The sequence below is a fragment of the Aliirhizobium cellulosilyticum genome, from assembly GCF_014198105.1.
In the GTDB taxonomy this organism is placed as follows: domain Bacteria; phylum Pseudomonadota; class Alphaproteobacteria; order Rhizobiales; family Rhizobiaceae; genus Neorhizobium; species Neorhizobium cellulosilyticum.
In genome coordinates, this window is record NZ_JACIGW010000007.1 from 146267 (window position 1) to 165785 (window position 19519).

At 60.3% G+C, this 19519-nt stretch carries 19 protein-coding genes; 8 read left to right on the forward strand and 11 right to left on the reverse strand.

Going from position 1 to position 19519, the window contains the following annotated elements; translation table 11 throughout:
- The first annotated feature begins 59 nt into the window (after positions 1 to 59).
- From GGE33_RS22885 to GGE33_RS22900, 4 genes are read left to right on the forward strand one after another with little or no spacing between them, the layout of a single operon-like run.
- Positions 60 to 1325 (forward strand): COG4223 family protein, encoded by a 1266-nt coding sequence (locus GGE33_RS22885; protein WP_183828431.1) that lies wholly within the window; start codon positions 60 to 62, stop codon positions 1323 to 1325.
- 14 nt (positions 1326 to 1339) lie between these two features.
- Positions 1340 to 2959 carry a heme biosynthesis protein HemY gene (locus GGE33_RS22890; protein WP_183828434.1) on the forward strand — a complete coding sequence of 540 codons (1620 nt, stop codon included), beginning with the start codon at positions 1340 to 1342 and terminating at the stop codon, positions 2957 to 2959.
- Positions 2960 to 2982: 23 nt separating this feature from the next.
- Complete coding sequence (locus GGE33_RS22895) at positions 2983 to 3465, forward strand: tellurite resistance TerB family protein (RefSeq protein WP_148147838.1); 483 nt, start codon at positions 2983 to 2985, stop codon at positions 3463 to 3465.
- Positions 3466 to 3468: 3 nt separating this feature from the next.
- Positions 3469 to 4251 (forward strand): glutamine amidotransferase, encoded by a 783-nt coding sequence (locus GGE33_RS22900; RefSeq protein ID WP_148147837.1) that lies wholly within the window; start codon positions 3469 to 3471, stop codon positions 4249 to 4251.
- Between the two features lie 28 nt (positions 4252 to 4279).
- Here the strand turns inward: GGE33_RS22900 and GGE33_RS22905 are convergent, their stop codons facing one another.
- A complete protein-coding gene (locus GGE33_RS22905) occupies positions 4280 to 5518 on the reverse strand; it encodes an MFS transporter (RefSeq protein WP_183686355.1) in 1239 nt (412 codons plus the stop codon).
- A gap of 189 nt (positions 5519 to 5707) precedes the next feature.
- On the opposite strand from GGE33_RS22905, the gene GGE33_RS22910 reads away from it, so the two are divergent.
- Both GGE33_RS22910 and GGE33_RS22915 read left to right on the forward strand, forming a co-directional pair.
- Positions 5708 to 5998, forward strand: a complete 291-nt coding sequence (locus GGE33_RS22910; RefSeq protein ID WP_148147835.1) for a YggT family protein — start codon at positions 5708 to 5710, stop codon at positions 5996 to 5998.
- Positions 5995 to 6303 carry a DUF167 family protein gene (locus GGE33_RS22915; protein ID WP_183828437.1) on the forward strand — a complete coding sequence of 103 codons (309 nt, stop codon included), beginning with the start codon at positions 5995 to 5997 and terminating at the stop codon, positions 6301 to 6303. Before GGE33_RS22910 ends, GGE33_RS22915 begins: the two co-directional genes overlap by 4 nt.
- On the opposite strand, the gene ppa is transcribed toward GGE33_RS22915, so the two are convergent.
- The 7 genes from ppa to GGE33_RS22950 all read right to left on the reverse strand — a co-directional run bounded on the left by ppa (position 6304) and on the right by GGE33_RS22950 (position 15717).
- Positions 6304 to 6837: an inorganic diphosphatase gene (ppa, locus tag GGE33_RS22920; RefSeq protein ID WP_148147833.1), complete on the reverse strand. Its 534-nt coding sequence runs from the start codon at positions 6835 to 6837 to the stop codon at positions 6304 to 6306. It lies immediately after the preceding gene.
- A 134-nt stretch (positions 6838 to 6971) separates the two neighbouring features.
- Positions 6972 to 7481 carry a GNAT family N-acetyltransferase gene (locus GGE33_RS22925; RefSeq protein WP_183828439.1) on the reverse strand — a complete coding sequence of 170 codons (510 nt, stop codon included), beginning with the start codon at positions 7479 to 7481 and terminating at the stop codon, positions 6972 to 6974.
- A gap of 198 nt (positions 7482 to 7679) precedes the next feature.
- Entirely contained in the window at positions 7680 to 9500 is a 1821-nt protein-coding gene (gene typA / locus GGE33_RS22930) for a translational GTPase TypA (RefSeq protein ID WP_148147831.1), read from the reverse strand.
- 124 nt (positions 9501 to 9624) lie between these two features.
- Positions 9625 to 11304: an ABC transporter permease gene (locus tag GGE33_RS22935; protein WP_183828442.1), complete on the reverse strand. Its 1680-nt coding sequence runs from the start codon at positions 11302 to 11304 to the stop codon at positions 9625 to 9627.
- Between the two features lie 130 nt (positions 11305 to 11434).
- Positions 11435 to 12394: an ABC transporter substrate-binding protein gene (locus tag GGE33_RS22940; protein ID WP_183828447.1), complete on the reverse strand. Its 960-nt coding sequence runs from the start codon at positions 12392 to 12394 to the stop codon at positions 11435 to 11437.
- Positions 12395 to 12422: 28 nt separating this feature from the next.
- Complete coding sequence (locus GGE33_RS22945; RefSeq protein ID WP_183828450.1) at positions 12423 to 13517, reverse strand: ABC transporter ATP-binding protein; 1095 nt, start codon at positions 13515 to 13517, stop codon at positions 12423 to 12425.
- A 112-nt stretch (positions 13518 to 13629) separates the two neighbouring features.
- Entirely contained in the window at positions 13630 to 15717 is a 2088-nt protein-coding gene (locus tag GGE33_RS22950; protein ID WP_183828453.1) for a M3 family metallopeptidase, read from the reverse strand.
- 158 nt (positions 15718 to 15875) lie between these two features.
- On the opposite strand from GGE33_RS22950, the gene GGE33_RS22955 reads away from it, so the two are divergent.
- Both GGE33_RS22955 and GGE33_RS22960 read left to right on the forward strand, forming a co-directional pair.
- Positions 15876 to 16373 carry a MarR family winged helix-turn-helix transcriptional regulator gene (locus GGE33_RS22955; RefSeq protein ID WP_148147826.1) on the forward strand — a complete coding sequence of 166 codons (498 nt, stop codon included), beginning with the start codon at positions 15876 to 15878 and terminating at the stop codon, positions 16371 to 16373.
- A 22-nt stretch (positions 16374 to 16395) separates the two neighbouring features.
- Positions 16396 to 17571, forward strand: coding sequence for a multidrug effflux MFS transporter (locus GGE33_RS22960; RefSeq protein WP_183828616.1), 1176 nt, complete (start codon positions 16396 to 16398; stop codon positions 17569 to 17571).
- A gap of 53 nt (positions 17572 to 17624) precedes the next feature.
- On the opposite strand, the gene GGE33_RS22965 is transcribed toward GGE33_RS22960, so the two are convergent.
- The 3 genes from GGE33_RS22965 to GGE33_RS22975 all read right to left on the reverse strand — a co-directional run bounded on the left by GGE33_RS22965 (position 17625) and on the right by GGE33_RS22975 (position 19499).
- Entirely contained in the window at positions 17625 to 18848 is a 1224-nt protein-coding gene (locus GGE33_RS22965) for an argininosuccinate synthase (RefSeq protein ID WP_183828456.1), read from the reverse strand.
- Between the two features lie 111 nt (positions 18849 to 18959).
- Positions 18960 to 19178 carry a type II toxin-antitoxin system RelE/ParE family toxin gene (locus GGE33_RS28025; protein ID WP_394353686.1) on the reverse strand — a complete coding sequence of 73 codons (219 nt, stop codon included), beginning with the start codon at positions 19176 to 19178 and terminating at the stop codon, positions 18960 to 18962.
- A gap of 72 nt (positions 19179 to 19250) precedes the next feature.
- Complete coding sequence (locus GGE33_RS22975) at positions 19251 to 19499, reverse strand: type II toxin-antitoxin system ParD family antitoxin (RefSeq protein ID WP_183828461.1); 249 nt, start codon at positions 19497 to 19499, stop codon at positions 19251 to 19253.
- Positions 19500 to 19519 lie beyond the last annotated feature (20 nt).

Below are 19519 nucleotides of genomic sequence, written 5' to 3' on the forward strand. Positions count from 1 at the left end.
TTTCCTTAACCGGGGGCACCGACTAGGTTTTAATGAACGCATGCAGAAAAGAGGTCGAGATGGTATCCGAAAAACCACCGCGCCGGTCCAACCCGAACAAGGAACCGGTCACGATCGACCTGACGGCGGAGGAAACCGCCGCAGTGGCCGAGCCCGTCCGCGCCAATGATAGCGACGATGTGATCGATGCGCGTGAGAACGATGCCGCCGAAACGCCGGTAGCTTCAGATATTCCGGAAGCCACGCCAATACCGGAAACGCCACGCTTCGACGAACCGGATCCCGAACCGGTAACGGCATCTGCCGAGACGACGGAAGAAAAGGCCAAGGAAGAAGAACCGCCCCCCTTCCAGCCAAGGGCCAGAACTGAAGACTATTCGACCAGAAATGCGGCCCCGACACCATCGAAGCCCGCAACCTCGACGCTGGTCGCATCCGGCATTTTCGGCGGCATCATCGCTCTGCTTCTGGCCGGCAGCATGCAATATGCCGGCGTCCTGCCCGGCGGCGCATCCTCGTCTTCATCGAGCGACAGCGACGTTTCTGCAGAGATCGCCTCGCTTCGTCAGGAAATCGCATCCCTCGCCAGCAGGCCAGTCGAACCTTCCGCCGATATCACAAGCCGTCTGGCTGCGCTGGAAAGCAGCGCCTCGACGGGTGGCGGCGGATCGACCGAGACGGATCAGAAGTTAGCCGCCCTCGAAGCTGAGCTTACCAGCCTGAAATCGGCAAATGCAGCGGCTGCCGCAACCTCGACACAACTGGCCGGCCGCCTGCAGCAGGCGGAAGCCCAGATCGCCGACAAAGGCCCCGAGCAGCAGGCCGCGCGCGCTGTCGCCGCAGCAGCCCTGAAGAGCGCCGTAGATCGCGGCGGTTCGTTCGAGGCAGAACTGCAGACCTACAAGACCGTCGCTGGCGACGATCCGGCAATTGCAAGCCTCCAGCCGTTCGCCGCCAAGGGCGTTCAGTCGCGCGTCGAGCTTCAGCGTCAGGTCTCCGGCGTGGCGGACAGCATGGTCGAGGCGGTCGCCCAGCCTGATCCCGATCAGGGCCTGGCCTCCCGGCTCTATTCGTCTGCCCTCTCCGTCGTGAAGGTGCGCAAGGTCGGCGACGTCACCGGCAACACACCAGAAGATATCGTCGCCCGTTTCGAGGACCGGCTTCGCTCTGGCGATTTTGCTGCCGCGGCCCGCGAATGGGAGACGCTTCCAGACGCGGCCAAGACGGCATCCCAGTCGTTCAAGCAGGAACTCGACGCCCGCATAGAGGTTGAAAATCTCGTAGGCGGTGCGTTGACCCGCGCGATTACCGGCACTCAAGGCTGAGGACGAAAAACGGAATGGTCAGACTTTTCATTTTCCTTCTCGTCGTTCTCGGTCTCGGCTGGAGCTTCGCATGGCTCGCCGATCGCCCCGGCCTGCTCTCCATCACCTGGCAGGACCACCTGATCGAGACGAGCCTGATGGTTGCCGCAACGATGGTCGTGGCGCTGATTGGCGCCGTCATGCTTCTGTGGTGGGTGATCGGCATCATCTGGACCTCGCCTTACTCGGTCCGCCGTTATTTTCGCGCCCGCAAGCGCGACCGAGGTTATCAGGCGCTGTCGACTGGCCTGATCGCGGCCGGCGCCGGCAACGCGCTTCTTGCCCGAAAGATGAGCATCCGTACCCGCAATCTGCTCAGCGCTGACCAGGAACCGCTGATCCACCTTCTCGATGCGCAAGCCGCTCTCATCGAAGGCAAATATGACGACGCCCGTGCCAAGTTCGAGAGCATGTCGAACGATCCCGAAACGCGCGAACTCGGACTGCGCGGCCTCTACATGGAAGCGCGCCGCCTCGGTGCCAACGAAGCGGCCCGGCAATATGCCGAAAAGGCCGTCGAACACGCGCCTTACCTGCCCTGGGCATCCCAGGCGACGCTGGAATCCCAGAGCCAATCCGGCCGCTGGGACGAGGCCTTGGAAACGCTGGCGCAACAGCGTGCTGCCAATATCATCAGCAGGTCCGAAGCCGACCGCCTGAGAGCGGTTCTCCTGACCGCCCGCGCGGGCGAGCGGCTGGAAAGCGACCCGAGCGGTGCCCGCGAAGATTCCACCGATGCGCTGAAACTGGCCAAGGACCTCGTCCCCGCCGCCATCATCTGTGCCAAGGCGCTGCTGCGGCAGGAAAATATCAAGAAGGCCGCATCGGTCCTGGAAGGCGTTTGGAAGCTTTCGCCGCATCCGGATATCGCCCGCACTTATATCCGCGCCCGCAGCGGCGATAGCACGCTCGACCGGCTGAAACGCGCCGAAAAGCTAGAGGCCATGCGTCCGAACAATATCGAGTCGCTTCTCGCCGTTTCGCAGGCAGCGCTTGATGCTCAGGATTTTGCCAAGGCCAGGGCAAGGGCGGAAGCCGCGGCTCGTGTTGAACCGAGCGAGCGGGTCTACCTGCTGCTGGCCGATATTGAGGAAGCCGAAACCGGAGATCAGGGCCGCATCCGCCACTGGATGCAGCAGGCTCTTCGCGCTTCGCGTAATGCAGCCTGGGTTGCTGACGGCTTCGTTTCGGAAAACTGGCTTCCTGTTTCGCCGGTCACCGGCAAACTCGACGCCTTCGAGTGGAAAGTGCCATTCAGCCAGTTGGAAGGTCCGCTTGTCGAAGGCAAGGTTGCTGCGGACGAAGCGATTGCCGCTCTTCCGCCTGTCATCGTGAACGAGCGGCCACCGGTGGAAACGACAAGACAAAACGCATCCGCAGAGCCGACAATCGTCATAGAAAAGAAACCGGCAAAGCCGGCAGCCGAGCCTGCTGTTGCAGCAAAGACAACAGAGCCGGAGAAAGTCATACCAGCACCTGCTAAAACGCAAGAAAATGACGCCGAACCGGTTCCATTTTTCGGGCGTCCACCGGATGATCCCGGTGTGAAGGATCAAAACGCCGACCCGACCAAAACGCGGTTACGGCTGTTTTAAGGAAAGATGGAGAAGGCCTATCGATGTTGGACCGCATACAGGCCTTTCTCCATACCCTGACATCTCATGAAGACAAGGAATTTGCACCGGACGACCCGCGGGTCGCCTTCGTTGCGCTCTGTTTCCAAGTCATGGAGGCGGATGGTGCCATCTCCAAAAAGGAACAGCAAAAATTCCGTGAACTGATCCGCCAGCGGTATGATCTCAGCGAGGATAGGCTGAAGGCGTTGATCGAGGCCGGCCACGAGGCGGGCCATGAAGCGGTTGACTATTACCGGTTCACTTCCGATCTAAGACGTCATCTCGTCAATGAAGACGACCGCGTCGAACTTCTCGGCATTCTCTGGGACATTGTCTATGCCGATGGTCAGAGAAGCGAGATCGAGGATCATGTGATTTGGAGGATCGCTGACCTTCTCGGTGTTTCTTCGCGGGATCGTGTGCTGCAGCGCCAAGAGGCAGCTGTGCGCCGCGCCGAAGAAAATGCGGAGGAGAGTAAGGACTAACTGATGCTCGTAATGCCTCCGCGAAAGACAGATTTCTTTCCCGTTCTCGTCGTTCTCCATCAGGAGCGCTCGTCGTCCGGCCGCGTTGGCCAGATGCTTCTTGAGAAGGGCTTTCCGCTCGATATCCGCCGTCCGGTTCTGGGCGAAGCATTGCCGCAAACGCTCGCCGGACATTCCGGCGCCGTCATTTTCGGTGGACCGATGAGCGCCAACGATCCCGACCCGTTCGTCAAGCAGGAGACCGACTGGATCGGTGTCCCCTTGAAGGAAAACAAGCCTTATCTCGGCATCTGCCTCGGCGCCCAGATGATGGTGCGCCACCTCGGCGGCAAGGTAGGCGCGAAACAGGGCGAGATCACCGAGATCGGCTGGTACCCCTTACGCCCGACCGAACATGGCCGGCTGCTGATGCAATGGCCGAAAATGGTCTACCATTTTCATCGCGAAGGCTTTGACGTTCCGCGCGGTGTCAAGCTTCTGGCGGAAGGTGACGCCTATCCCAACCAGGCGATCCGTTACGGCGACAATGCCTGGGGCGTGCAGTTCCACGCGGAACTGACCCGCGCGATGATGCAGCGTTGGGTCGTTCACGGCGCAGAGCGCTTCACCATGCCCAACGCGCAGCAGGGCAGCGAGCACCTCGAAGGCCGCATGATGTTCGATGCGCCGCTCAAGGCCTGGCTGTCGGAATTCCTCGATATGGTGTTCCTGAACAAAAAGGCCGTAGCAGCAGCTTCACCCCGATACGGCGCATCGATGCCGGCAACCGAAGTGGCGCAAAGCTGAGCTGCAGCGGGTGTCCGCAGCGACCGGATTAGTTGCGCTCCGGCGCTTCCAGCGTGTCGATCCTTCTGAGCTTCGAAAAGCCGAGCGCCCAGATGACGGTGACGGCAAGCGTGCCGACGCCGCCGATGACGACGGCGGGCACTGCGCCGATGAAATGCGCCATCGTGCCGGCGCGGAATTCGCCTAGCTCGTTTGAGGCCCCGACGAACACCATATTGACGGCGTTGACCCGCCCGCGCACCTCGTCTGGCGTCCAAAGTGCGATCAGCGTTTCGCGGACATAGACGGAGATCATGTCGGCCGCGCCCATGATCATCAGTGAAACGATCGAGAGCCATGGCGTCGAGGAGAGGCCGAAGATCAGCGTGCCGAGACCGAAAAAGCCGACGCCGACAAACATCGCAACCCCTGCATGATGCCGGATCGGGTGGAAGGCAAGCCAGACGGCAACGACGATCGCACCGATACCTGGTGCGGCACGCAACAGGCCGAGGCCCCATGGGCCAAGTTCGAGCACGTCACGTGCGAAGATTGGCATGAGCGCGACAGCGCCGCCGAGAAGCACCGCGAACAGATCGAGCGAGATCGCGCCGAGAACCACTTTCTCGCTGAAGATGAAACGGAACCCGGCAAGCAGATGGGCGACATCGACCTTGGCAGCCGAGGTCCGCTGCGCCGGCTTCGGGATCATGAAGACGAGAAGTGCGGCAAGCGTCAGCAATACGAACGCCACGATGTAGGCAGCCGTCGCGTTCAGCCCATAAAGCAGGCCGCCGAAGACCGGGCCGAGAATGGAGGCTGTCTGCCAGGAAGACGAATTCCAGGCGATCGCATTGGCAAGGTCCTTCTCCGGCACGAGGTTCGGCCCGAGCGACTGCACCGCCGGCCCCATGAAGGCACGCTCGATGCCGAATACGACGAGGATGGCGAAAACCAGCCAGGGTGAAAAGGCGCCGGCGACCGTCAGCCCAAGAAGCGCCGCCGCACAGCCTGCACCGATGACCATGCAGATCGCCATGATCATGCGCCGGTTATACCGATCGGCCACCGTACCCGTGACAAGGATAAGCAGCAGCGAAGGCAGGAACTGGAACAGTCCGATCAGACCCAGATAGAGCGGGTTGCGGGTTTCATCATACATCTGCCAGCCGACCGAAACGCTGATGATCTGGATGGCGAAGCCAGCGAAGAACCGCGACAGGAAGAACTTTGTGTAGGAAGAATGGCGAAAAGCTGCAAAGCGGTCGTCAGAGGCAGGAATGGACATCACAAGCGACTTTCAGTGGACCGTCATGGGCGAATTCGCGTAGCGCCACTGTTAAACATGCTGAAACTGCGGCGGGTGCGACACTTGCCCGTTAGTTCCCCAATGTCTACATGTCTGTCAACTTGGAATTTGTGGGCCGACCGCCGCGATCCTGAAGGATGGGGCCTGGCAACAAGATTGGAGACCTGAATGCTCGCCCTGTTTCAGACCATTGACCTGGCCTTGAACCTCTACACCTGGATATTGATCGCCAGCGCCATCTTCTCCTGGCTCTTCGCCTTCAACGTTATCAATTCGAGCAACCAGTTCGTCGATGCCATCGGCCGCTTCCTCTATAACGTCACGGAACCAGTCCTGCGCCCGATCCGTCGTGTCATGCCAAATCTCGGCGGAATCGACATCTCCCCGATCATTGTTCTGCTGCTGATCTTCTTCCTGCGTTCCTTCATGTGGACGACCCTCTACCCGATCTTCGCGTGAGTTCGATAAGCGTTCACGCCGACCATATAAGGCTGAGCATCAAGCTCACCCCGAATGGCGGCCGCGACGCGATCGATGGTATCGAGACGGATGCGGAGGGTAACGCGTTTCTCAAAGCGCGTGTCTCTGCGGTGCCGGAAGACGGCAAGGCCAACAAGGCGCTGATCGCGCTTCTCTCAAAGAAGCTGCGCGTGCCGAAAAGCTCGATATCTTTCATCTCCGGTGAAACGGCGCGTAAAAAAATCCTCCGGATCGATGGCGATCCGGAGGATTTGAAAATGAAGATCGAAAGCCTGATTGGCTGATTACTTCTGGGCCTTGTAGCGGTCGATCGCCTCGACGATCAGGCGCTTGGCGACGTCGACATCCTGCCAGCCGCCAATCTTGACCCACTTGCCGGGCTCCAGATCCTTGTAGTGCTCGAAGAAGTGCTCGATCTGCTTCAGCGTGATTTCCGGCAGATCGGTGTAGTTCTTGATCTTGTCGTAGCGCTGGGTCAGCTTCGGAACCGGAACGGCCAGGATCTTTTCGTCCTTGCCGCCATCGTCTTCCATGATCATCACGCCGATCGGACGAACGTTGATGACGCAGCCCGGAACCAGCGGACGGGTGTTGCAGATCAGAACGTCGCACGGGTCGCCGTCTTCGGAAAGCGTGTGCGGGATGAAGCCGTAGTTACCCGGATAGGTCATCGGCGTGTAGAGGAAACGGTCGACGATCAGAGCACCGGCTTCCTTGTCCATCTCGTACTTGATCGGCTGACCGCCAACCGGCACCTCGACGATGACGTTGACGTCTTCAGGCGGGTTCTTGCCGATGGAAATTGCATCGATACGCATCGTGATCCTCAATTAGGTTCAATTCACCAAGCGTCGATAGCGAAAATCCGGCTCCAAGGCAATAAGCCATTGAATTGACGGGGCCGGCCACGCAAGGAGAGGAAAGTTATTCCTCGACACACCTTGAGGGCATATCAATTCTGCCAGACGAAGCCGACTTTCTTCAGCTGCGAACCACCGAAATCCTCCATCCCCTCAACGGCATCGTTGCCACCGTGACGGCGGAAGAAGCGGATCGCATGCTCGCTGTCTTCCAGGCACCAGACGACCAGGCCGCGGCAGCCCAGCGAGGTCAAAAGCTTGCGGCTTTCGCCGAAGAGCCGCCGTCCGAGCCCGATGCCCTGGAATTCCGGCCGCAGATAGATCTCGTAGATTTCGCCGTCATAGGGCAGCGCCCGGGCGCGGTTGAGGCCAACCGTCGCGTAACCGGCAATCTCGCCGGCGACGTCAACCACGAGAAGCGTTGCCGGCCCGTCCGTTGCCTTGCGCCACCATTTCTCGCCACGACGTTCCAGCATCTGGATCAGCGGCTTGTGCGGAATGAGACCCGCATAGGCCTGCACCCAGCTCTGCCGGTGTACATCCGAGATGGCTCGGGCATCCTGCGGATCTGCCCGCCGAACATCGATAGACAACGTCTTCATAACGCGACTTTAGGTCCTGCTATGCGGGCTCCGCCATCGGTCAATCATTAACCAGACGGATTGCCCACAGAGTTCTGATGGGGACAATGTCCATCGAGTTAACGCTTTTTTAACCTCGGTTACAAGCTGTGCGATTTGCAGGAACACAAAAAAGCCCGGCTTGCGGCCGGGCTTTTCACAACTAGATTTTAGGACGGCTTAAAGAGCTGCCTTCGACTTGTCGAAGCGCTTGCGGTCGTTGGCGTCGAGATAGATCTTGCGCAGGCGGATCGACTTCGGCGTGACTTCCATCAGCTCGTCGTCCTGGATCCAGGAGAGCGCGCGGTCGAGCGTCATGCGGATCGGCGGGGTCAGGCGGACGGCTTCGTCCTTGCCGGCCGAACGGATGTTCGTCAGCTGCTTGCCCTTGAGAACGTTGACTTCGAGGTCGTTGTCGCGGGTATGGATGCCGATGATCATGCCGGCATAGACCTTCTCGCCCGGCTCGATAATCATCGGGCCGCGGTCTTCCAGGTTGAACATGGCGTAAGCAACAGCTTCACCGGCCTGGTTGGACAGAAGAACACCGTTGGTACGACCGGCAATTTCACCCTTGTAAGGCTGATAATCGTGGAACAGACGGTTCATGATCGCCGTGCCGCGCGTGTCGGTCAGAAGTTCAGACTGGTAGCCGATCAGGCCACGGGTCGGAGCGAGGAACTTCAGACGAACGCGGCTGCCGCCCGAAGGACGCAGTTCGGTCATCTCGGCCTTGCGCTCGGACATCTTCTGAACGACGACGCCGGAATGTTCTTCATCGACGTCGATGACGACTTCTTCGATCGGCTCCATCGTGGTGCCGTTCTCGTCCTTGTGCATGACGACGCGCGGACGCGAAACGGCAAGCTCGAAGCCTTCGCGACGCATGGTTTCGATCAGAACGGCAAGCTGAAGCTCGCCGCGGCCGGACACGTAAAACGAATCCTTGCCTTCGGCTTCTTCGATCTTCAGCGCAACGTTGCCTTCGGCTTCCTTGAACAGACGATCACGGATGACGCGGCTCGTCACCTTGTCGCCTTCGGTGCCGGCAAGCGGGCTGTCGTTGACGATGAAGGACATGGTAACGGTCGGCGGATCGATCGGCTGAGCCTGCATGGCCTCGGTCACCGAAGGATCGCAGAACGTGTCGGCAACGGTGCCCTTGGACAGACCGGCAATGGCGACGATGTCACCAGCGATCGCTTCGTCGATGGCAGTACGCTCGATGCCGCGGAATGCGAGGATCTTGGAAATACGGCCGGTTTCAACCGTCTTGCCGTCCTGGGACAGAACCTTGACGGCCTGGTTCGGCTTGATCGAACCGGAAGCGACGCGACCGGTGATGATACGGCCGAGGAACGGGTTGGCTTCGAGAAGCGTACCGATCATGCGGAACGGGCCTTCTTCGACTGTCGGCTCCGGAACGTGCTTGAGCACGAGATCGAGCAGCGGTGCCAGACCTTCGTCCTTCGGGCCTTCCGGGTTGACGTTCATCCAGCCATCGCGACCCGAACCGTAGAGGATCGGGAAGTCGAGCTGCTCGTCGGTGGCGTCGAGGTTTGCGAACAGGTCGAAAACTTCGTTGATGACTTCTTCGTGGCGACCGTCCGGGCGGTCGATCTTGTTGATCGCGACGATCGGCTTGAGGCCGACCTTCAGCGCCTTGCCGACGACGAACTTGGTCTGCGGCATTGGGCCTTCAGACGAGTCGACCAGAACGATCGCACCGTCCACCATCGAAAGAATACGTTCGACTTCGCCGCCGAAGTCGGCGTGGCCTGGGGTATCTACGATGTTGACGCGAACGCCCTTCCACTCAACCGACGTCGCCTTGGCGAGAATCGTGATGCCGCGTTCCTTTTCGAGATCGTTCGAGTCCATGACGCGTTCTGCAACGCGCTGGTTTTCGCGGAACGAGCCCGACTGTTTCAGGAGCTCGTCAACGAGCGTCGTTTTGCCATGGTCAACGTGCGCGATGATCGCGATGTTGCGAAGTGCCATATTAGAGGTTCTCTGAAGTTGGGGCGCAACAATCACGGGGCCACGCCAATTTCGTTGGCGCGCTCATACCCCGTTTTTTGCAAATGCGAAAGGGGGGCCGAGCGCAACGGCTTAATCCATGGGTCTATTCGGCGACGAGACCGCTCCTTCTCAACAATGCAAGCAGGAGAAGCGGCAGGAGAGTGGTGATGAGAATGGCGATGAACGCCATGGCCATGCCGAGCCCGATCGACCCCTGTTCGAACTGACGCCAGATGAAGGTGGCGATCGTCTGCATGCCGACCGGCGCGATGACGACGGACGCTACCAGCTCACGCGAGGCAAGCGCAAAAACGAGCAGCATGGCCGAGGCGAGGCTCGGAAACACGAGCGGCAGAAGGATACGGCGGAAGGCCGTGATGCCGGACGCGCCGAACACGCGGGCTGCGGCTTCGAGATTGTCACCGATCTGCTGGAAGGCGGCCGTGGAGTAACGCATCGTCTGCGGCAGCAGGATGCAGCAGTAGGCGAGCAGCAGGATGAACGGCGTATTGTAGGGAGTCGCCGGCAGCCACGGCATGTTCCAGGCGAGGATCAGGCCGACGGCAACGACGATGCCGGGAAGCGCATTCGGAATGATCGTCAGGCTGTCGATCGCCAGCCGTCCGCGGATTTTCGTCTTCACCACCGTGTAAGCGGCTGTCACCCCGATGAGACCCGTAATCAGCGCCGTGCCGATACCGAGCGAAAAGCTGTTGGCAAGCGCGCCGAGCGCCCCAGCGCTGTTGCCGAACACCTGCAGGAAATTGTCGAAGCTCATGTTGTCGAGCGCCAGCCCGCCGGAAATCGTCCGCGACATGGCGGTGGCAAGGATCGACAGAAGCGGTACGCCAGTGGCAAGGAACGAGACGATGATGAAAGCCGTAAGTACCGGCCACTTCATCGCCCCGAGCGGCCGCTTGTCCTTGGCGGTCGGCTTACCGTTGACCGTCTGGTAGGAGCGGCGCGCGAGAATCCAGCGCTGGCCGAGGAATGTCACAAGTGACAGGCCGACCAGCAGCAGCGACATGATCGAGGCACCCGGCAGGTCGATCGGCCAGTCGGAAATGCGAAGATCGATACCGGTGACCAGAACCTGGAAACCGGCACGACGGCCAAGCGCTGCAGGCGTGCCGTATTCCTCGATCGCCGCAGCAAACACCAGCATCAGGCTGGCGGCAAGACCCGGAGCAGACAGGGGAAGCGTGATCCGCCAGAAGGCGCGCGCGGGCGTGGCGCCGAACACCCGGCCGACATCCGCATAACGCGCACCGACCGCTTCGACCGTGCGCGATACGGCGAAATAGACGACCGGGAACGTGTTGAACGCCATGACCATGGTCATGCCCGCCAGAGAAAACAGGAAGGGCGAAAGGTTGAAACCCAGCAACTGCTGCAGATACCCGCGCGGCTGCAAGGTCATGATCCAGCCGAGCGTGGCGATATAGGGCGGGATCATGAAGGGCACGAGCAGAGCCACGTCGAACAGCGCCGCCCCCGGCACACGATAGAGCGCGCGAAACACGCCGAGCGGCACAGCCACCACAGCCGAAGCCAGCACGACGCAGAAACCGAGCAGGATCGTATTGCCGGCCATGCCGATCAAGGCACCGTCATTCAGCGTGGCGATAAAGGAGGAAAAAGGCTTCGCAAACGAGCCTTGGCCGAGCTCAGGAAAAACGCCCTGCATGACGACCGCTGCAAAGGGTACGGCAACGACGAGAAGCAGTCCTGCAATCGCCAGCCATGCCGCCGGGGCCGGTCCGCCAACGCTTTTTGCCGCCATCACTCAGTCCTTTATGTCCTGCCGCAGCATTCTTTAAGCCATAGGATGAGATGACCTGAAAAATGATGCGCGACGTTCAAAGTGAAACAACGCCGCCTGCTCCAAAGAGCAGACGGCGTCGCAGCGAAAATTACTTGCCACCAAAAATCTTGGTGACTTCGCCGAGCGTTTCCTTGCGCTTGCCGTAAACGGCAGCGTTGTCGAACTTCAGGAGCTTCAGGTCGCTGATCAGCGGACGGTCGGCGGCAACGTCGCTGCGGGCCGGCATCAGCATCTGGGCGGCAACCATCTTCTGACCGGCGTCAGACAGCATGTAGTCGATGAACTTCTTGGCCTCGTCCTGGTTCTTGGACCAGTTGAGGATCATCGCCGGACGCGGTGCAATGACGGTGCCGGAAGCCGGGAAGACGACCTCGACGCTTTCGCCCTTCTTGGCGGCAGCAAGCGTGATGTAGTCGACCGCGCCGAAGACGGCAGCCTTGGCACCCTGCAGAACCGGGTTCAGCGCTTCGGCATTGGCACCGGCAATGATCGCGCCGTTTGCCTGCAGATCCTTGAACAGCTTGAAATCGTCCTGGCCGGCAAGGGCAGCCGTCAGTTCGAAGGACGAGCCGGACTGTGCCGGGTCGGGAATGTTGACCATGTCCTTGTATTCCGGCTTGGTCAGGTCAGCCCATTCGGACGGCTTAGGCGTGCCGCTCTTGGTGTTCCAGGCAATGCCGAGAGCCGAGATGCCCTGTGCGACGGCATAGTCGGACTTGAGGAAATCCGGAACCTTGGCAGCGTTGGGGCTGGAATACTTGACCAACCAGCCGCGCTTTTCGAAGTCGGTCGCGGTATCCCAGGAAGCCGAGATCAGAACGTCGACGACCGGGTTCGATGCTTCCGCTTCGATACGGGCCATGACCTTGCCGGTGGTCGCCTGGAAGACATTGACCTTGATGCCGGTTTCCTTGGTGAAACCTTCCGACATCTTGTCGATCAGGCTCTGCGGGCCGGCGGTGTAGACGGTGATGTCGGCATGCGCGACGCCGGCCATCAGGACGGCGGCGACGGCGCCGAGTGTAATGCTCTTCAACGACTTGAACATGTCCCAAAACTCCTGTTGGGGTAAATGCTTACGGATGCGGATGACGTGAATTTTCAAACCAGCGGATCTGGCCGAGATCGATGGAAAGGCCGACGCCATCGCCGGGCTTCAGCTTTTGACGGCTCAGGACCTGCAGCTCGACCTGATCGGCGCCGATCAGCGAAACGGTTGCCAGATGCCCGTCGCCGCGGAACTGCGAGCGCAGCACGCTGGCGGCCACCCGATCCTGCTGGATCTCGCCGGGCGTGATGGCCGAGACAGGGATGAGAATGCTGCGCGTGCCGGCCGAGCCATGATCGGCGCGCATCAACGCAACGTCGCTATTGCCGAAGAACCAGCAGGCATCGCGGTTTTGCAACTCGGCAATGCCACCTAGTCGCAGGAAGTCGGCAACTTCGGGGGTCGCCGGCTGCGCCACCAGTTCGTCCGGGCTCGCGAGCTGTTCGATCAACCCGCCGCGCATCACGGCGACCTGATCGGCAAGCGTCAGCGCTTCCGAGTGATCATGGGTGACATAGATGGCGGTGAGGCCGAGCGAGGCGATCAGTTCCGCCAGTTCACCAACCATGTTCTCGCGCAGCTCGCGGTCGAGATTGGAAAGCGGCTCGTCGAACAGGATAAGCTGCGGCTCGCCGACGATCGCCCGCGCGATCGCCACGCGCTGCTGCTGACCGCCCGAAAGATCGCTCGGCCGGCGGCCGGCATAGGCGGAAAGCCCGACGCGCTCCAAGGCATGCATCGTGCGGCTTTCGCGCTCGGCGCGACCGATGCCGCGCATCTCGAGCGGAAAGGAGACATTGCCGCCGACCGTCATATGCGGCCAGAGCGCGTAATCCTGGAAAACCATGCCTAGATTACGCTTTTCCGGCGGTGCGAACATGCCGCTTGCGGCATCGGCAACCACCTGCCCGGCGATCGAGACGGAACCCTTGCTTGGCGCAAGAAGCCCGGCCACCAACCGCAGGAGCGTGGTCTTGCCGCAACCGGAAGGACCGAGAAGCGCAAGCGTCTTGCCCTGCCCCAAAGCCACATCGATGCCCTTGAGTACCGGCGTTGCACCATAGTGCAGCTCCAGTCCGGCCGTCGATACGGCAACGTTGCGTGCAAGGCTATCAATTTTCATGGGAACCGGCGTCGGCAGAAGATGATGCCGGTTCCATAGTCAGCCTGCATGACAGGCGGGTTACATTTTTATGACACCAGGATGACAGTTGTTCGCGAAGAGCGGGATAAGATCAGGCGTCGCCGCCCGAAAGCTCCGCCACCATCGCCAATCCCTTTTTCTTCAGCATCGCCGTCGGATCAGGCAGCTTGCCGCGGAAGGCCTTGTAGGTGACTTCCGGATCAATCGAGCCGCCAACAGAATAAACGTTGTTCTTGAGCTTGCGCGCCATGACCGGATCGAACGGATTTCCGACCTCTTCGAAGGCCGAAAACGCATCCGCATCCAGCACTTCCGACCACATGTAGGAATAATATCCGGCTGCATATCCCTCACCGGAAAACACGTGCTGGAAATGCGGCGTTGCGTGGCGCATGACGAGCGAGGCCGGCATTTTCAACTCCGACAGAACCTCCGCTTGCACCGCCATCGGATCATCCGACGGAGCCCGCGTGTGGAACGCCATGTCGACCAGCGCCGATGCGGTGAACTCGACCGTCGCAAAACCGGCATTGAAGGTGCGCGCCGCCAGAACCTTGTCGAGCAGCTCCTTCGGCATCGGCTTGCCGGTCTCGTAATGCACCGCATATTTTTCGAGGATTTCCGGCACCGTCAGCCAGTGTTCGTAAAGCTGCGACGGCAGTTCGACGAAATCGCGCGACACGCCCGTGCCGGAGACGGACGGATAGGTGACATCCGACAGCATGCCGTGCAGCGCATGGCCGAACTCGTGGAAGAGCGTGCGGGCGTCATCGAGCGAAAGCAGAGCAGGCTTGCCTTCCGCCGGCTTGGCGAAATTGCAGACATTGTAGATGATCGGCAGCTCGCCCTTAGCACCATTCTTCAATGGCAGTTTGTGCTGCGACTGGAACGAACTCATCCACGCGCCGGACCGCTTGGAGGACCGGGCGAAATAATCGCCGAGGAACAGTGCCTTCAGCGCACCGCTCTCGTCGCGCAGCTCGAACACCCGCACATCCGGATGATAGGCGGCAATGCCTTTCAGCTCGGCCAGCGTCACGCCGAACAGCCGCTTGGCAACATCGAAACAGGCTTCGATGACCTTTTCCAGCTGCAGATAGGGCTTAAGCTCGGATTCGGAGAAGGAGAAGGTCCGCTCGCGCAGCTTCTCGGCATAATAACGCCAGTCCCACGGCATGACCGGGTGGTTCTTGCCCTCTTCCGCCACCAGCTTGCCGAGGCTTGCTTCTTCTTCCAGCGCCTTGGAACGCGCCTTGTCCCAGACCTTGTGCAGCAGGTCGTTCACGTTGTCGGCGGTCTTTGCCATCGTGTTGTCGAGTTTCAGGGCCGCAAAGTTTTCATAACCCAGAAGCTTTGCCTTTTCCGCACGCAGCGCCAGCGTCTCGCGAACGATCGCTACATTGTCCCGCGCACCACCGTTTTCACCGCGCGCCACCCAGGCCTTGAACGCCTGCTCGCGCAGGTCGCGCCGGGCCGAGAATGTCAGGAACGGCTCGATGATCGAGCGCGACAGCGTCACCATATAGCCGTCGGCCTCGCCGCGATCCCTGGCGGCAGCAGCCATCGCATCGCGCAGAAAATCCGGCAGGCCTTCCAGCTCGGCCTCGTCGGTCAGCTTCAACGACCATTCCTTCTCGTCTCCGAGAACATTCTGGCCGAACTGCGCACTGAGACCGGCAAGCTTTTCGCCGATCGAAGAAAGCCGGTCCTGCTCGGGCTTCTCAAGCTTGGCACCCGATTTGACGAAGCCTTTCCAGTGGCGCTCCAGCACCCGCTCCTGCTCGAGCGTCAAGCCAAGCTCCGCCCGCTTTTCCCACAAAGCATCGATGCGACCGAAAAGAGCGGCATTGGTGCCGATCTTCGAATAATGCCGTGACATTTTCGGCGCGATTTCCCGCTCCAGCGCCTGGATCGTCTCGTTCGTATGCGCGCCGGCCTTGCCCCAGAACAGGGAGGAGACGCGGGAAAGCTCGTCACCGGCAATTTCCAGCGCCACGACGGTGTTCTCAAAGCTAGGCGCTTCCGGATTGTTGGCGATAGCGTCGATCTCCGCCTCGTGGCTTGCCAGAGCCACCTCGAAAGCGGGAGCGAAATCCTCGTCTTTCACGAGATCGAACCGCGGCAGGCCTTCATGCCCGCTCCAATCGACAAGGGCACGGTTGACGGAAGCGTTGGCCATAAGGGAAATCCTTCTGCGATTCTGATTTGTTTCTGGTCTACAGGATAGGTTGTCGAGTGTCTGGATCAAGTACGACAAAGCGAAGCTTCACGCAGTCGTTCCACGCGGCGGCGAGCTTTTCCGTTTGCGGCCACGCGGAAAGATAGTAAGTCAACCTTATGAGCCTTCCAGTCAAAATCTCCCATGATGTGCCGCAAGGCGATATCCTGGGTCTGTTGATCGTCGATACCGCGCGTGCATTGCGAACGGCGTTTGAAAATCGCATCAACGCGGCAGGGCTGGGCCTCACCCCCGGCGAGGCAAGGGCGCTGATACACATCGCCGATCATGAAGGCAGCCGGCAGCTCGATATTGCCTCGCAGATGAGCGTCGAGCCAATGACGCTCTGCACCTATCTCGACAAATTGCAGACACTTGGTCTGATCGAGCGCCATAAATGCGCAGCCGATCGGCGCGCCAAGCGGATTGCCCTGACAAATACGTCGGATGACATGATCCGCAGGATCCGCGCCGAGCTCCACGTCATTCTCGACCATGCGACATCCGGCCTGTCTCTGGAGGCAAAAAGCCAACTGGAAGCGTCGCTTTCCGCGGTGAATAGGAATCTCCAGGAGACCTCTCCTCCCGCTCCAACGGGTGCCGATGAGCGACGCTGATACCGCCGCCCGCCCGACAATCATGACGGAGCGGCGCACGACCGTCATCGGTGCGCTTCTGACTGCAATCGGGCCAGTGTCGATGGCGGTCTACACACCCGCCATGCCGGAACTGGTTCGCGCTTTCGGCACGACGGAATCCGCCATCAAGCTGTCGCTCTCGCTTTATTTCGGCGGCTTCGCCTTAGCCCAGCTGCTCGCCGGCCCGGTGTCGGATGCCTATGGCCGGAAGAAAGCCTCGATCGCCTTCCTGATGATCTATGTCCTGGGCTCGCTGATCTGCGCCATGGCAATCGACGTCAACTGGATCCTGGCGGGACGGCTGATCCAGGGCATCGGCGCCTCTGTCGGTGTCACCGTTGCCCGCGCTGCCGTGCGCGACCAATTTGTCGGAGGGCAGGCCGCGCGGATCATGAACATGATCGGCATCATTCTGGCGATCGGCCCGGCGCTCGGCCCCACTATCGGCGGACTTGCCCTTTCAGCCTTCGGCTGGCAGTCGATCTTTCTGCTGCTGATCGCCTTCGGCGCGATCGCATTGCTGACCTGCATCTTCGCGCTGAAGGAAACGGCCATTCCTGATCGCTCGCGCCTGCAGCCCGTCACGCTGGTCAAAACCTATGCCGGCCTGATCACCGACCTGCGTTTCCTCTTCCCCTCGCTCATCCTCGGCGGCTCTATCGGCGCGCTTTATGCCCAGGGCACCATGCTGCCCTTCGTCCTGATCGATGTGGTCGGCCTCAGCCCGACGCAATTCGGCCTCGGCATGCTGGCGCAGACCGGCTCCTACCTGACGGGTTCGATCACTCTGCGCATGATCTCCGGCCGCATATCAGGCCCCGCAGCGGTTGCGATCGGCATCGGCTTCTGCGGAACAGGCGGCTTCCTGATGCTGTTGTCCGTACACCTGCTCGATCCGAACTTCCTGTCGATCATGGTCCCGGTCGGCATCTGCACCTTCGGCATCGCCTTTCTGACGCCGCATGTCGTCACCTCCGGCCTCGCCGCATTTCCGAAGGTCGCAGGCTCCGCCTCTGCGCTGATGGGCTTCATCCAGATGGGCGGCGGCTTCGTGGGCGGGCTGGTCGCTGCCACTTTCGCAAACCCGCTGACCTCCTTCGGCACGATCATCCCCATCATGGAATTCACCGCGGTCGCGGCCTACCTCGCCAACCGTTTCATCAGCCGCCGCCAATAAAAAACCCCGCTGCGATGACAGCGGGGCCTGATCTGACAAATCGGTAAGCCCGATTATTTCAGCTGGTTGCGCTTGGCGAGCGTGCGCAGGCGCAGCGAATTCAGCTTGATGAAGCCGGCTGCATCCTTCTGGTCGTAAGCGCCGTGATCGTCTTCGAAAGTGACGAGCTGGTCGGAATAGAGCGACTTGGCGCTTTCGCGGCCGATCACCATGACATTGCCCTTGTAGAGCTTCAGCGTCACTTCACCTTCGACATGTTCCTGGCTCCTGTCGATCAGGGCCTGCAGCATTTCGCGCTCCGGCGAGAACCAGAAGCCGTAATAAATCAGCTCGGCATATTTCGGCATCAGCTCATCCTTGAGGTGAGCAGCGCCGCGATCGAGCGTGATCGATTCGATTGCGCGGTGAGCGGCCAGCAGGATAGTGCCGCCGGGGGTCTCGTAGACGCCGCGCGACTTCATGCCGACGAAGCGGTTTTCAACGAGGTCGAGACGGCCGATGCCGTTGTCGCGGCCATAGTTGTTGAGCTGGGCAAGCAGGGTTGCCGGCGACATGGCGACACCGTTGATCGAGACCGCATCACCCTTGTTGAAGCCGATCTTGATCGTGGTTGCCTGGTCAGGAGCAGCTTCCGGCGAAATCGTGCGCATATGCACATATTCGGGAGCCTCGACGGCCGGATCTTCAAGAACCTTGCCCTCGGAGGACGAGTGCAGCAGGTTGGCGTCGACGGAGAACGGCGCTTCACCCTTCTTGTCCTTGGCAACCGGGATTTGGTGCTGTTCGGCAAAGTTCAGAAGATCGGTGCGGCTCTTGAAAGACCAGTCGCGCCACGGCGCGATGATCTTGATGTCGGGGTTCAGCGCATAGGCCGACATTTCGAAACGAACCTGGTCGTTGCCCTTGCCGGTCGCGCCATGAGCGATCGCGTCGGCGCCGGTCTTCTTGGCGATCTCGATCAGGTGCTTGGAGATCAGCGGACGGGCGATCGACGTGCCAAGCAGATAGACGCCTTCATAAACGGCATTGGCGCGGAACATCGGGAAGACGAAGTCACGGACGAATTCTTCGCGGACATCCTCGATGAAGATTTCCTTGATGCCCAGCATCTCGGCCTTCTTGCGCGCCGGCTCGAGCTCTTCGCCCTGGCCAAGGTCGGCTGTAAAGGTAACGACTTCAGCGTTGAGTTCGGTCTGCAGCCATTTCAGGATGATCGAGGTATCGAGACCGCCGGAATAGGCGAGAACGACCTTCTTTACGTCTTTCGGGAGTGCCATGATGAATATGTCCGTCTGCGGGTGGCGGCGGAGACAAATCCGCCGAAATTGGATCGCCGAAGTTTTTAGCGAGTTTCTGGAGCCGCGCAAGGAAAACCCGGAGAAACAACGTCAGAGATGACGCCGCACATTCATCCGCTGGTGAAGAACACGGATGATGAGCAACACGCTACCTCGCTGCCGATAGATGATCCGATGTGAACCCGTGGCGTAACTCATATAGCCTTTGCGAATATCGTCGATCGGCCTTCCGCGTCTCGCGCCGGCTACCAGACCATCCATGACCGAATCAGCTCGCGATAATAAATATCCGCCTAGGCGACGGACCATGTATCACGCGAGTATAGCCAGATATCTGTGAGATCCCGGCTTGCGCGTGGAGAAAGCCCGTATCCGGTCCGCTCAGCCGACATGTTTGCGATGCAACTCGGCGATGAATTCGTCGGGATCGAACGGCTGCGGCTCGCCCGAAGCCTCGCCTTCATCAATCGCCATCCGAAGCGCCTCGATCTCGTCCTCTTCGCTTTCCTTCAGAAGCCTCAGCGCCTCTTCGATCACTTCGCTTTCGGAAGCATAACGTCCGCCATCCACCTGCTTTTTGACATAGGCGGCCGTTTCTTCATCCACCCTGATCGATATGATCTCGCCCATCGGCCTGACTCCACTTCAAT